Annotated in this window: 10 protein-coding genes; 6 read left to right on the top strand and 4 right to left on the bottom strand. The window is 74.3% G+C overall.

Going from position 1 to position 12,577, the window contains the following annotated elements:
* Positions 1 to 5 precede the first annotated feature (5 nt).
* The 3 genes from ACZ3YO_RS28995 to ACZ3YO_RS28985 all read left to right on the top strand — a co-directional run bounded on the left by ACZ3YO_RS28995 (position 6) and on the right by ACZ3YO_RS28985 (position 2,622).
* Positions 6 to 806: a transglycosylase family protein gene (locus ACZ3YO_RS28995; protein ID WP_465574974.1), complete on the top strand. Its 801-nt coding sequence runs from the start codon at positions 6 to 8 to the stop codon at positions 804 to 806.
* Between the two features lie 233 nt (positions 807 to 1,039).
* Entirely contained in the window at positions 1,040 to 1,825 is a 786-nt protein-coding gene (locus ACZ3YO_RS28990; protein WP_465574972.1) for an SDR family NAD(P)-dependent oxidoreductase, read from the top strand.
* 200 nt (positions 1,826 to 2,025) lie between these two features.
* Positions 2,026 to 2,622 carry a TIGR03086 family metal-binding protein gene (locus ACZ3YO_RS28985; RefSeq protein WP_465574969.1) on the top strand — a complete coding sequence of 199 codons (597 nt, stop codon included), beginning with the start codon at positions 2,026 to 2,028 and terminating at the stop codon, positions 2,620 to 2,622.
* Between the two features lie 17 nt (positions 2,623 to 2,639).
* On the opposite strand, the gene ACZ3YO_RS28980 is transcribed toward ACZ3YO_RS28985, so the two are convergent.
* The gene (locus ACZ3YO_RS28980) at positions 2,640 to 3,902 is read right to left on the bottom strand and encodes a helix-turn-helix domain-containing protein (protein WP_465574966.1); all 1,263 of its coding nucleotides are present in this window, start codon (positions 3,900 to 3,902) and stop codon (positions 2,640 to 2,642) included.
* A gap of 271 nt (positions 3,903 to 4,173) precedes the next feature.
* On the opposite strand from ACZ3YO_RS28980, the gene ACZ3YO_RS28975 reads away from it, so the two are divergent.
* On the top strand, positions 4,174 to 4,608 hold the full coding sequence (locus ACZ3YO_RS28975; RefSeq protein WP_465549415.1) for a hypothetical protein: 435 nt from the start codon (positions 4,174 to 4,176) through the stop codon (positions 4,606 to 4,608).
* 47 nt (positions 4,609 to 4,655) lie between these two features.
* On the opposite strand, the gene ACZ3YO_RS28970 is transcribed toward ACZ3YO_RS28975, so the two are convergent.
* Positions 4,656 to 5,117: a (2Fe-2S)-binding protein gene (locus ACZ3YO_RS28970; RefSeq protein ID WP_465549417.1), complete on the bottom strand. Its 462-nt coding sequence runs from the start codon at positions 5,115 to 5,117 to the stop codon at positions 4,656 to 4,658.
* Positions 5,118 to 5,152: 35 nt separating this feature from the next.
* Positions 5,153 to 7,573, bottom strand: coding sequence for a molybdopterin cofactor-binding domain-containing protein (locus ACZ3YO_RS28965; RefSeq protein WP_465574963.1), 2,421 nt, complete (start codon positions 7,571 to 7,573; stop codon positions 5,153 to 5,155).
* Positions 7,574 to 7,921: 348 nt separating this feature from the next.
* Here ACZ3YO_RS28965 and ACZ3YO_RS28960 point away from each other — a divergent pair, with 348 nt between their 5' ends.
* Together ACZ3YO_RS28960 and ACZ3YO_RS28955 are read left to right on the top strand one after the other, a co-directional pair.
* Positions 7,922 to 9,169: an MFS transporter gene (locus ACZ3YO_RS28960; RefSeq protein ID WP_465574960.1), complete on the top strand. Its 1,248-nt coding sequence runs from the start codon at positions 7,922 to 7,924 to the stop codon at positions 9,167 to 9,169.
* A 352-nt stretch (positions 9,170 to 9,521) separates the two neighbouring features.
* Positions 9,522 to 11,111, top strand: a complete 1,590-nt coding sequence (locus ACZ3YO_RS28955; protein ID WP_465574957.1) for an alpha/beta hydrolase — start codon at positions 9,522 to 9,524, stop codon at positions 11,109 to 11,111.
* A 114-nt stretch (positions 11,112 to 11,225) separates the two neighbouring features.
* Here the strand turns inward: ACZ3YO_RS28955 and ACZ3YO_RS28950 are convergent, their stop codons facing one another.
* On the bottom strand, positions 11,226 to 12,494 hold the full coding sequence (locus ACZ3YO_RS28950) for an NAD(P)/FAD-dependent oxidoreductase (RefSeq protein WP_465574954.1): 1,269 nt from the start codon (positions 12,492 to 12,494) through the stop codon (positions 11,226 to 11,228).
* Between the last annotated feature and the right edge of the window lie 83 nt (positions 12,495 to 12,577).

Genomic DNA, 12,577 nt, shown 5'->3' with positions numbered 1-12,577 from the left:
CTTTCATGACTTTCCGTCACGAGACCGCCGCTGCCACCACCAACACCGCCACTACCGGCAGGCGCCGCAACCGCGCCCGCCTGGTGCTGGTCGGCGGGGCCGTCGCGGCCCTTCCGGTGGCCGGCCTCGTCACGGCCACCTCGGCCTCCGCCGCGTCCACCTCGGCCTGGGATGCGGTCGCCCAGTGCGAGAGCGGTGGCAACTGGAGCATCAGCACCGGCAACGGCTTCTTCGGCGGACTGCAGTTCACCTCGTCCACCTGGGCCGCGTACGGCGGCACCGCGTACGCGTCGCAGGCCAGCCAGGCGACCAAGGCGCAGCAGATCTCGGTCGCCGAGAAGGTCCTCGCCTCCCAGGGCCCCGGCGCCTGGCCGGTCTGCTCGGCCAAGGCGGGCCTCAGCAGGGGCGGCGCCCCGGCGGCCGTCGACACCTCGGCCCCGGCCGCCAAGGCCGAGACCCCGAAGCCGGCTGCGCCCAGGGCGGCTGCGCCCAAGCCGGCCGCGCCCAAGGTCCAGCAGCAGGCCAAGCCCGCGCAGACCCCGCAGGCGAAGCCGGCCCAGGGCGAGCAGACCCGGCCGGCCGGGAGGCCGCAGAAGTCGCAGTCCTGGAAGTCGCAGGACACGGCCAAGCCGGCGGCCTCGGCCACCAACACCGCCGGCGGCAGCTACACCGTCAGGAGCGGTGACACCCTGAGCGACATCGCGGCCAAGTACGGCACCGACACCGCGAGCCTGCACGCCAAGAACGCCAAGGCGATCGGCGACAACCCGGATCTCATCTTCCCGGGCCAGGTCCTGAGCCTCTGACGGACCGCCCCGCCTGTCCCGCGGCCGTCCCCCACGGGGCGGCCGCTCCGGCGGGTCGGGGCGCGTGGACCGGGTGCCTCGGCGGCGCGAACCCGCGCGAACCCGCGTGAACCCGCGTGAACCCGCGGGGATTGTTGAACGTTGAACGCGACGTCCGAATACCGCCGGACTCGCGAGCGCCGCGGGCCGAAGATCGAGTCATGTCCGAGAACGAGTCAAGGAGTTCTACCGATATGACGACGATGACGGCTGCGACCACCGGGGCGAGCGCCAGGCCCGGGAAGCTCGACGGCAAGGTGGCCCTGGTGACCGGCGGCAGCCGCGGAATCGGGGAGGCGGTCGCGCTGCGGCTGGCCGAGGAGGGCGCCGACGTGGCGCTGACCTACCGGGGCAGCGCCGAGCGGGCCGAGGCGGTCGCGGCCAAGATCACGGCAATGGGCCGCCGCGGCTGGGCGGTCCGCGCGGACAGCGCCGACCCGCAGGAGGTCCGGGACGTCGTGGAGGCGGTGGCCGAGCGCTTCGGCCGCCTCGACATCCTGGTCAACAACGCGGGCGTCGGCGTGTTCGGCCCGATCGAGGAGCTCGCGCTGGACGACGTGGACCGGGTGCTGGAGGTCAACGTCCGGGCACCGTTCCTCTTCGCCCAGGCCGCATCCACCCACTTGGCCGAGGGCGGCCGGGTCGTCACCATCGGCAGCTGCATCGCGAAGCGCGTCGCCTTCCCCGGTGCCTCGCTCTACGCGACCAGCAAGGCCGCGACGATCGGGCTCACCAAGGCGCTGGCCCGCGAGCTGGGCCCGCGGGGGATCACCGTCAACGTGATCCACCCCGGGCCGATCGACACCGAGCTGAACCCGGCGGACGGCCCGTCGGGCGACTTCCAGGCGGGCCTGACCGTGCTCGGGGCGTACGGCCGCGCTGCCGACGTCGCCGCCACCGTCGCCCACCTCGCGGGCGAGGACGGCCGCTACATCACGGCCGCCGAGATCGCCGTGGACGGCGGGCTCGCGGCCGCCTGACCCGCCGGGCGGGGGCGCGGGCGGGGGTACGGGCGGAGGAGGCGCCGGGGCGGGTGGCGCCGGGATGCGGTCGGGGCGGGCGGGGCGGGCGGAGGGGGCGGTGATCGGCCCGGCGCGGTGTTGCGCCGGGCCGGGGGACGCCGGTCGCGTTTACGATCGGCCGGTCCGAGCACACGTCCCAGCCCCGAAGAGGTGTCGCCATGACCGCAGCGGAAGACCCGATCGACCTGCTCGCCCGGGCCCTCGCCCAGACCGCCGGCCTGATCGACGGCGTCGGTGCCGAGCAGGCCGGACACCCGACGACCTGCCGGTCCTGGGACGTGGCCGATCTGATCAGCCACCTCCTCTGGGACCTCCGGCAGTTCACCGTCCGGGCGAACGGCCACGACCCGGACTTCACGCAGTCCTTCGAGCGGGTGGAGGAGGACTGGCTGCACGCCTTCGAGGCGGGGGCCGAGAAGCTGGTCGCCGCCTGGCGCAGCGCCGGGGAGCTCAGCGGCACCATCGAGGCCCCCGGCGTCGGCGTCATCCCCGCGCGCTTCCCGGTGGACCAGCAGACCGCCGAATTCGCCGTCCACGGATGGGACTTGGCCCGCGCCACCGGCCAGTCCACGGCGGGCCTCGACCACGACGTGGCCCGCACCTCGCTGGCCTGGGCCCACGGCGCGCTGCGCCCCCAGTACCGCGGCAGCGAGGGTGACGGCCGCGCCTTCGGCCCCGAGGTGACCGTCCCCGAGGACGCGCCGGTCTACGACCGGCTGGCCGGGTTCTTCGGGCGCGATCCCCGGAGGGCCTGAGCCGTCCCGCCCTGCGGTCAGTGGAAGACGGTGAGGACGGCCCCCCACTGCGAGGTGGTCCGCCCGGTCGCGGCGCAGGGGCCGTCGGCCGTCGCCACCTGGTAGGCGGTGGTGAGCCGGTAGGAGGAGAGGGCCAGCACCGGGAGGGCGGTCCACCCGGTGCCGAACTCGGGGGCGGTGCCGGTGTTGGTGCCCGCCGTGCCGACCATGAGGTCGCCACGGGCACAGGTGGCGGGGGTGGCACTGGTGGTGAAGGTCGTCCCGCCGGACGGGCCGTGCGCCTGGGCGGTGCCCCGTGCGACGGAGATCCCGCGGAACTCGTCCACCGCGATGTGGTACTTGCTGGCGTGCGGGTAGGTCACGTGGATGGAGTCCGCCGTCGTCAGCGCGGGGACGCCGAAGGCCGCGAAGACCAGCACCCGGTGCCGCCTGGAGTCCGTCACGTCCCCCGCCGTCTCGAACCGATCGCCCCGGGTGTCCGTGACCGTGACGCTCCCGGGGCAGGTGCTGGTCAGCATCATCGTCACGACCAGCGCGTCCCCCCGGACGACCGGGGAGAGGACCGGCAGGACGACGTCCGCGCCGGGGAGGGCCTGTTGGTCGGCGGCCGGACGGGCCACCCAGGCCGGGTCCGCCGCCGTGGCGGGCTGCTCCGTCGCAGGGCGGGGCGCGCCGGCCGGCGGGCCGGCCGCGTCGACGTCCGTGGCGGGGGACCGGACGGGCACCGGGTCTCCGGTCGGGCAGTCCTGGGGGAGCGGGGTCGCGGCGACGGGCTCGTGGAAGGAGAGGACGCCCAGGGTGGAGCAGACCCCGACCAGTGCGCCGACCAGCAGGGCGACCGCGTGGGTCCAGAGCCGGTGTCCGCGCGCGGACGCTCCGGCCGGTGTGACGGCCGGGGGCGCCGACGGTTCGTCGGCGGGCCGGTCGGACGCGGTGGGCTGCGGGGGTACGGCCGGCGGGGTTCGGGTCGGCGGGGTTCGGGTCGGCCGGTTTTCGGGGGCCGTCTCCCTCCCCGTGGCGGCGGACCAGCGGCGGTGCCACTCGGCCTCGTCGCCGCCACAGGCCTGGACGTAGGCCCTGGTGGTGGGCCAGGACGGCAGGCGTGAGCCGGAGGCCGCCTCGTACAGGGTGGTGTGGGAGATCGAGCCGGCCTTCTTCGCCATGGTCCGGAACGAGGGCTGGCCCGCCTCCCGGCGCAGTCGGCGGAGCTCGGCGGCGAAGCTCTCCGCCGCCGTCCGCGCCTGTTCTCGCTCCTCGGCCTGCGGCTCCCGATCCACCATGACGCCCCCCTGGTGTCAGACAGTGTCAGATCCATCGGCGACCACTGTTCGCTTGTCGCGTACGGATCATAGCGACGAGTGGCGGCGGCGATCGGCGATCGCCCAGATCCTCATGGGGGAGGGGGTGTTCGGGACAGGGGCCCTCGGTGTCAGCTGTTGTCAGTTCCTGTCAGCCGGTACCGAACACCGCAGGTGGTCGGGTCAGCTGTCTCCGCCGCCGCAGTCATGGCGGCGGCACCCGAGGAGACGACGGACCACAGGGGAGACCGGCATGAGCAAGGGACTTCTGCGCAGGATCGGGCGCCGCGGGGCCACCACGGCAGCGGTGGTGGCACTCGCGGCCGGCGGTGTCGGCCTGTCGGCGGGCGACGCGTCCGCCGACGGGTGGTACTACATCAGCAGCCACACCCCCAGCGGTCACGGGGTGGGCCTGTACTCCCTGCCCCAGTCGTACTCGCCGTCCTACAAGCCGTGGAGCCTCGACCTGGGCTCCTACGCCGGGTGGGGCGACAAGATCGCCCCCGACTGCTGGACGCGGGGCGAGAACATCAACAACCAGGGCAACGTGTGGTACCGGGTCCACGCCGCCTACTCGTACAACTACAACGCCACCTACGTGGGAACCGTCTACGTGTACGGCGCTTACGCGGACAGCAACTGGTACTTCCACTACGCCTGGCAGAACGGAGCCATCGGCGGGTGCTGACGGCCGGCTGACGCGGTCCGCCCCGCCCGCGGGCGGGGCGGACCGCGTCACGGCGCCGTGCGGGCGGCCGCCTGCTTGATCGCCTCGCGGATGCGGGGGTAGGTGCCGCAGCGGCAGATGTTCTGGATCTGGTCGATGTCCGCGTCGGTCGGGGCCGGGGTGCGGCGCAGCAGGGCGGCCGCGGTCATGATCTGGCCGGGCTGGCAGAAGCCGCACTGGGCGACGTCGCAGGCCAGCCAGGCCTCCTGGACGGGGTGCAGGGTGTCGCCGTCGGCCAGCCCCTCGATGGTGGTGACGCGGCGGCCGGCGCAGTCCTTGACCGCCACCGTGCAGGGCTGGAACTCCTCACCGTCCAGGTGGCTGGTGCAGGCGCGGCAGACGCCGACCCCGCAGCCGTACTTGGGGCCGGTGACGCCGAGCTTGTCGCGCAGCACCCAGAGCAGCGGCATGTCGTCCGGGGCCTCGACGGTGACCGGCTGCCCGTTGAGGACGAAGGTGTGGCTGGGCATGGGGAGTTGCGCCCTTCGGGAGTCGGTGGAGGGGATCAGAAGTCGATCGGGAAGGAGCGCGGGCTGATGCCGGTCGCGCGGGCGTACGCGTTGGCGACCGCCGCCGAGGCGGCGGGGACGCCCAACTCGCCCGCACCACCGGGCGGTCCGCTCGGTGGCATGAGGTGGATCTCGACCGACGGCGGGCTGTGCCGCTGCCGGGCGTAGCGGAAGTCGGCGTAGCTGCCCTCGCGGACGGCGCCGTGGTCGATGTGGTTGCCGGCCTGGAGGACGACCGAGATGCCGTCGATCAGCGCGCCGGTCAACTGGGCTTCCAGGCCACGGGGGTTGATCACCAGGCCGAGGTCGGCGGCGATCACCGCCTTGGTGACCCGGGGCTGCTTCGGGTCGGTGGCGTCCAGCTCGACCAGGTAGGCGGCGCGCCCGCCGTTCTCGTCGTGGTAGCCGATGCCCTGGGCCTGGCCGGCGGGCATCGTGCGGCCCCAGCGGCCGGCCTGGGCGACCTTGTCGAGCACGGCCCTGCCGGCGGCACCGCGCACCCGGGCCCGGCGGAAGGCTACCGGGTCCTGGCCGAGGCGCCGGGCCAGTTCATCCATCATGATCTCGTCGGCGACCCGGACCGTGCCGGAGTAGACCGAGCGCCAGCTGCCGGTGTGCATGTCCAACGGGACCTCGGCGAGGAGCTGGGTGGGGATGCCGACGTCGTAGGGGTTCTTCTCGCTGAGCAGGAAGAACGCCTGGGCGAGGCTGATGCCGGCCACCGAGAGGTTGAACCCGGCGGCGGTGAGCGCCTCGCCGAGGCCGTGCCGGAAGTCGGTCCGGACGGTGGCGGCCCGGTGCTCGTAGCTGATGACCTGGCCCAGTCCGTAGGTGGCGCGGATCCGGTGGTGGCTGGCGGGGCGCATCCGGCCGTGGCGCATGTCGTCGTTGCGGGTCCACATCAGTTTGACCGGGCGGCCGGCCGCCCGGGAGATCCGTGCGGCCTCCAGAGCGGCGTCGAAGAACAGCCGGCGGCCGAACGAGCCGCCGCCGCGCACGACATGGACGGTGACGGCGTCCTGCGGCAGGCCGAGGTCGGCGGCGATGGTCTGCTGGGCGACGATCGGGGTCTGCGAGGCGAACCAGATCTCGGCGCGGTTCGGGCGCACGTCGGCGACGGCCGTCAGCACCTCCATCGGCGCGTGGTTGACGAAGGCGAAGTCGAACTCGCCGTCCACGTACTGGGTCAGCAGCGGCGGGACGAGGAACGGCAGGTGGGCGGCGCGCAGCCGGGCCCGGATGTCGGCGTCGGAGAGCGCGGCGACGGGGCCCGGGTTCCAGGCGGTCTGCAGGGCGTCGCGGGCCTTGAGCGCCTGGTCGAAGGTCTCGGCGAGCACGGCGACGCCGGTCGGGACCGTGACCACGCCGAGGACGCCCGGCATCGTGCGGGCGGCGGAGGCGTCCAGTGACTTGAGGGTGCCGTTGATGGTGGTCGGGCGGGCGACGACGCAGGGCACGGCGCCGGGGACGGCGAGGTCGCCGGCGTACTTGGCGCGGCCGGTGACGATGTCGCGGGCGTCGATCCGGCCGGTCGGCCGGCCCACCAGGCGCTGCTGCTCGGGCGGCTTGGGGGCGGAGGGCACGGCCGGGACGGCGATGCCGGCGGCCGCGGCGGCGAGTTCGCCGTAGCCGGCCCGGCGGCCGTCGGGGGCGAGGACGGCGGAGTCGGCGGTGCGCAGGGTGTCGGCCGGCAGCGACCAGCGGCGGGCAGCGGCGGTGACCAGCCGGGCGCGGGCGGCGGCCGCGGCGGCGCGGACCGGGTCGTACAGCGAGCGCACCGAGTTGGAGGCGCCGGTGAGCTGGTTGAAGAGCAGGTCGGGACGGCCGTCGGAGAGCGGGACGTCGACGTCGGTGAGCCGGGCGTCGAGCTCCTCGGCGACCAGCATGGCGATGGTGGTGGTCAGGCCCTGGCCGACCTCCAGGCGGGGGAGGTGCAGCGCGGTGCGTCCGTCGGCGGTGACCTCCAGCACCAGCAGGTGGGAGGTGGGCAGGCCGGCCAGGATCAGCGCGTCGCCGAGGTCGAGGATGTCCGGGATGCCGGGAAGACCGAGCAACTGGGGCGCGGCGGCGGGCCCTTCGGCGGATGCGCCCTCGGCTGCGGTCCGGACGGCGGCCCGGGCGGTGGCGGGCGCGGCGGCGTCCAGGCCGAGCCGCGCGGCGACGGTGAGGGTGGGGGCGGCGAGCAGGTAGGTGAGGAAGCGCCGGCGGCCGGCGGGGGCCGTGGACGGGTCGGCCGGGGGCTGCGCGCCGGGGGTCTCCCGGTCCGGGCTGCCGGTCGGGGCAGGGGCGTTGGGGGTGCGGCCCGAGGGTCCGATAGAGGTGCTGATGGGAGGAGCCCTTCGAGCCGGTGACGGCTCCGGCCGGGCGGGCCTGGGCGGCCCCGGGCCCGGTGCCGGATCGCGAACGCGGACGAGCATAGGAGGGGGTTACTGGCCGGTCAACACGGGCACTTCGGGCCGGATCGGACATCCCGCCGGATGTCGGATGGGGCGGGCACGGACGGCACCGGACGGGCCGGGCGCGGCTGCGGTGCCGCCGCCCGGGTGACGGATCGTCCGTTCCCGTACCGGAGTTCGGTCCTCGCCGGCCCGTGCGGGGCGACGGCGGCGAGGGGTGGTGGCGGGGCGGGCCCCCGGCTTCCCGAGTGGCCCACTCGGATGTGCTCCGACTGGACCTGTCCAGTGGTCCACCCGGCCTCTAGGATTGATCATGTCAGGTCAGTGGGGAACGGGCGGTCTTCGGGCCGCCGTACCGGGGGAGTGTCGTTGCCGATCCGTCTTGCACCACCCGCAGGCGTCCAGCGGACGCTCGCCACCGCCCAGTTGGTCGGCTCGATCGGCGACGGCGCGTACTACACCTGCTCGGCGCTGTACTTCACCCGGGTCATCGGGATGTCCCCCACCCGCCTCGGCCTCGGCCTCGCCGTGGCCTGGGCGGTCGGCTCACTGGCGGGCGTCCCGCTCGGCCACCTCGCCGACCGGCGCGGGCCGCGCGGCACGGCGGTGCTGCTGGCGCTCGCCACCGGCGCGGTGGTCGCCTCCTTCCTGGTCATCCGCTCCTTCGTGCCGTTCCTGGCCGCCGTCTGCCTCTACGCCACGACCCAGTCCGGGCTGTCGGCGGCCCGGCAGGCACTGGTCGGCGGGCTGGTCGACCGGGCGGAGCGGACGGCACTGCTGGCCCGGCTGCAGGCAACCCTCAACGCGGGCCTGGCCCTTGGCGCCGCGCTCGGCGGCATCGTGCTGAGCACCGGGAGCCGGGCCGGGTTCCTCGTCGCCTTCGCGGTCACCGCCGTGGGGTTCCTGGTCAGTGGTCTGGTGCTGCTGCGGCTGCCCGAAGTGCCGCCCGCGCAGGCGAGTTCGGGCCCCGGGCGGAAGCTGGCGGTGCTCTCCGACCGCCCGTACGCCGTCGTCACGCTGATCAACACCGTGCTCCTGCTGCGGATGCCGCTGCTCAGCCTGGTCATTCCGCTCTGGATCGCGGCCCGGGCCGACCACCTGGCCTGGCTCGGCTCGGCACTGTTCGTCCTCAACACCGCCGTGGTGATGGCCTTCCAGGTCCGCACGGCCCGGGGCGTGACCGGGCTGCGCTCCGCCTCGCGCGCCGTCCGCGACGCCGGCGTCATCCTGCTCGCCTCCTGCGCCGTCTTCGCCCTCTCGGCCGGGGACGTACCGCTCTGGGCGATGTCCGGGCTGCTCGTGGTGGCCGCGACGCTCCAGGTGATCGGCGAGATGAAGCAGTCCGCGGGCTCCTGGCAGATCAGCTTCGACCTCGCGCCCGCCCACCAGACCGGCCAGTACCAGGGCTTCTTCGGCTCGGGGGTGGCGGTGGCGCGCACCGTCGGACCGCTGCTGCTGACCACCCTGCTGCTGGACTGGGGTGTGCCCGGGTGGCTGCTGCTGGGCGGGCTCTTCCTGGCGGCCGGCTGCGCGATGGGGCCGGCGGTGCGGTGGGCCGAGCGCCGCCGCCCCGGGGCGGCGGCGCCGGAGCAGACCGCGGTCGCGCTGCGGGCCTGAGGAGCCGGACGCCGGGCCGCCCCGGGGTGGCGGCGCGAGGGCGCGTGGGGGGCCCGCGGGGCCTGCGCGGCGTCCGCGTGGCGGGGCCCGCGGGGGGCATGTGGGGTCCGTGTGGAGTCCGTGTGGCGGACGGCCGCCACCGGGGAGACGGCCACGGACTGGCGATGTACCGTCACGGCGCCGTGGATTCGTCGCCCGAACATCCGTCAGAACCGGGAAATACCGGTCGGATGACGATCGGCCAGAAGAATCTACGGCTGTTCATGGTCTTCCGCTCCCGGTCCCCGACTGCCAGGCTGGCCGGGTTTGCAGAACCGGAGGAGGTCATGTGTCCCGCATATCCAGTCTGGCGTTGACGTTTGCCAGCGCGCTCTCCCTTGTCGCCGGAACCGCCGCCGCGGCGTCGGCCGCGCCGGAACCGCCCTCGGCCGCGCCCGCCGCCGAGGCCCGGGTCGAACCGGTCGCCTGGACGCCCTGCAACCCCGACCCGTCGAAGCCGGACCCCGGCATCTACGACTGCGCCGTCTACCCCGTCCCGCTCGACTACGCGGACCCGTCCGGCGAGAAGATCGGCATCGCCATGATGCGCCGCCGGGCCGGGGACCCGTCCAAGCGGATCGGCTCGCTGTTCCTCAACCCCGGCGGCCCGGGCGGCAGTGGCTACCTCTGGGCCACCACCGGCCGTTTCGACCCCGAGGTGCAGGCCCGCTTCGACCTGGTCGGCTTCGACCCGCGCGGCGTCGCCCGGAGCAACCCGCTGAAGTGCTTCACCACCGACGAGGAGGCGGCCGCCGTCTTCGGCCGGCAGACCGGCGTGCCCGTCACCAAGGCCGAGATCGACGGCACCTTGGCCGCCACCGAGGACTACACCGACGCCTGCGACCGCAACGCCGGCCCGCTGATCGAGCACATGTCGACCGAGAACGTCGTCCGCGACCTCGACCGGATGCGCCGGGCCGTCGGGGACAAGCAGCTCACCTTCGCCGGCTTCTCGTACGGCACGCTGATCGGCGCCACCTACGCCAACATGTACCCGGACAAGGTCCGCGCGCTGATCATCGACGGCAACGTCGACCCGAACCTGCGGTTGCACAACGGCCTGGAGTACGACCGGCAGCGCGCCGCCGGCTTCGAACTCGCCCTGGACGAGTACCTGAAGCGCTGCAAGACGGCCGGAGCCCCGCGCTGCGCCTTCGGCGACGGCGACACCCGGGCCAAGTTCGACGCGATCCGCGACCACCTGCGCACCAGCCCGGTCACCCTGCCGAACGGCACCCAGGTGACCCTCTCCAGCTTCACCAGCCAGGTCGCCGACGCCCTCTACGCGCAGACCCGGCAGGCGCCGCTGGCCAAGTCGCTCCAGGCGCTGCACGAGGTGCTCCAGCAGCAGGGCGCGCCCTCGCTGACGGCCCCGAAGGCCGCCGACGACGCGAACACGCTGGCCGTGACCGTCCCCACCGCCCTGCGCGAGGCCCTGCCGGAGACCCCGTACAGCTCCGACGACTCCTACTACGGCGTCAACTGCCAGGACAAGCCGTACCCGTCGAACCCGCGGGTCTTCGCCAACCTGGCCCGCGCCTGGGAGAAGGACTCGCCGACCTTCGGCCGCTACCAGGCCTTCGACGCGCCCGCCTGCGCCACCTGGCCTGCCCCGGCGCGTGACTCCGACCGGTACACCGGCCCGTGGAACCGCCGCACCGCCAACCCGGTGATGGTGATCGGCAACCTCTACGACCCTGCCACCCAGTACAAGTTCGCCCAGAACATGCAGCGCCAGCTCGGCAGTGCCGTGCTGGTCAGCGTCGACGTGATCGAACACTGTGCGGTGGGCCGGAGCAAGGAGCTGAACAAGCTGGTCACCTCCTACCTGGTGGACAAGGCCGTGCCCGCGCCCGGCCGGCTGCTCAAGCCGGACGCCGAGGCCTTCCCGCCGGTCGCCTGACGCCGGGAGCCTGACCGCCGGCCCTCGGCCGCCGGCCGGACAACAGGGCCGCCCCGGGCGACGGTGCTCGGGGCGGCCCTGTGCGGACGGTGGCGGGGCGGCGGCAGGGGGCGGTCAGAGTTCGTTCAGCGGGACGCCCGGGTCGGCCAGGGCCGCAGGGTCAACCGGGCGCCCCGAGCGGACCAGCTCGCGGATCGGGTCGGTGACGTCCCAGACGTTCACGTTCATCCCGGCCAGGACCCGGCCGCCGGACAGCCAGAAGGCGATGAACTCGCGGGCGGCGCGGTCCCCCCGGAAGACCACCCGGTCGTAGCCGCCCGGTTCGACGTAGCCCGTGTACTCCATCCCCAGGTCGTACTGGTCGGTGAAGAAGTACGGCACCCGGTCGTAGACCGCGTCCGGGCCGCCCTGGCCGAGCATCGCCCGGGCCGCGGTCTGCGGCTGGTTGAGCGCGTTGGCCCAGTGCTCGACCCGGACGTGGCGGCCGAGCATCGGGTGGAAGGCGTTGGCGACGTCGCCCGCCGCGTAGATGTCCGGGTCCGAGGTGCGCAGGTGCTCGTCGGTCTTGACGCCGTTCTCGATCTCCAGGCCGGCCGACTCGGCGAGCGTCGTGAGCGGGGCGATGCCGATGCCGACGATCACCGTGTCCGCCGCCACCGTCGCGCCGTCCGCGAGGCGCACACCGGTGACGGCTCCGCCCTCGCCGGTCAGCTCCTCGACCTTGGCGTTGAACCGCAGGTCCACGCCGTGGTCGCGGTGGAGGTCGGCGAAGACCTGGGCGACCTCGCGGCCCAGCACCCGCAGCAGCGGCAGCTCGGCCGCCTCCAGCACGGTGACCTCGGCTCCCGCCGCCCGGGCGGCCGCCGCCGTCTCCAGGCCGATCCAGCCCGCGCCGATCACCGCGATCCGGGCACCCGGCTTCAGCGCAGCCCGGAGCCGCTCGCTCTCCCCGACCCGGCGCAGGTAGAGCACGCCGTCCTGGTCCGCACCCGGCACCGGCAGCCGGCGCGGCACCGAACCCGTGGTCAGCAGCAGCTTCGCGTACTCGATCCGGCCGTTGTCGGCGAGCGTGACGGTGTGCCCGGCCGGGTCGACCGCGACGACCGGGGTGCCGAGCCGGAGGGTGACGTCCTGCTCGGCGTACCACTGCGGCGGATGGACGTAGATCTTCTCGCGCGGCGTCTTGCCGAGCAGATAGCCCTTGGAGAGCGGCGGCCGCTCGTACGGCCGCTCGTGTTCGTCGCCGATCAGGACGATGCCGCCGCGGTACCCGGCCTCGCGCAGTGCCTCCGCGGCCTTGGCGCCGCCCAGGGAGGCGCCGACGATGACGATGGGCCGCTCGCGCCCGCCGCCGTCGGCCGTTCCTGCTGTGCCCGTGCCCATGCTGAACTCCTCGCTCTCCGGCCGGAATCACGGACAGCCTGCCGCCGTTCGGGGGACCTGTCGAGGCCACGCCAGGCGCGCCG

Source organism: Kitasatospora sp. NPDC022785 (genome assembly GCF_055561295.1).
The sequence above is the reverse complement of the archived record's forward strand: the minus strand, read 5'-3'. Positions and strand labels throughout refer to the sequence as shown.

Bases quoted from the DNA above. Each gene is read 5' to 3' on its own strand.
- ACZ3YO_RS28950 (WP_465574954.1), bottom strand. From the start codon at position 12,494: ATGGGCACGGGCACAGCAGGAACGGCCGACGGCGGCGGGCGCGAGCGG.
- ACZ3YO_RS28965 (WP_465574963.1), bottom strand. From the start codon at position 7,573: ATGCTCGTCCGCGTTCGCGATCCGGCACCGGGCCCGGGGCCGCCCAGG.
- ACZ3YO_RS28995 (WP_465574974.1), top strand. From the start codon at position 6: ATGACTTTCCGTCACGAGACCGCCGCTGCCACCACCAACACCGCCACT.
- ACZ3YO_RS28975 (WP_465549415.1), top strand. From the start codon at position 4,174: ATGAGCAAGGGACTTCTGCGCAGGATCGGGCGCCGCGGGGCCACCACG.
- ACZ3YO_RS28985 (WP_465574969.1), top strand. From the start codon at position 2,026: ATGACCGCAGCGGAAGACCCGATCGACCTGCTCGCCCGGGCCCTCGCC.
- ACZ3YO_RS28980 (WP_465574966.1), bottom strand. From the start codon at position 3,902: ATGGTGGATCGGGAGCCGCAGGCCGAGGAGCGAGAACAGGCGCGGACG.
- ACZ3YO_RS28970 (WP_465549417.1), bottom strand. From the start codon at position 5,117: ATGCCCAGCCACACCTTCGTCCTCAACGGGCAGCCGGTCACCGTCGAG.
- ACZ3YO_RS28990 (WP_465574972.1), top strand. From the start codon at position 1,040: ATGACGACGATGACGGCTGCGACCACCGGGGCGAGCGCCAGGCCCGGG.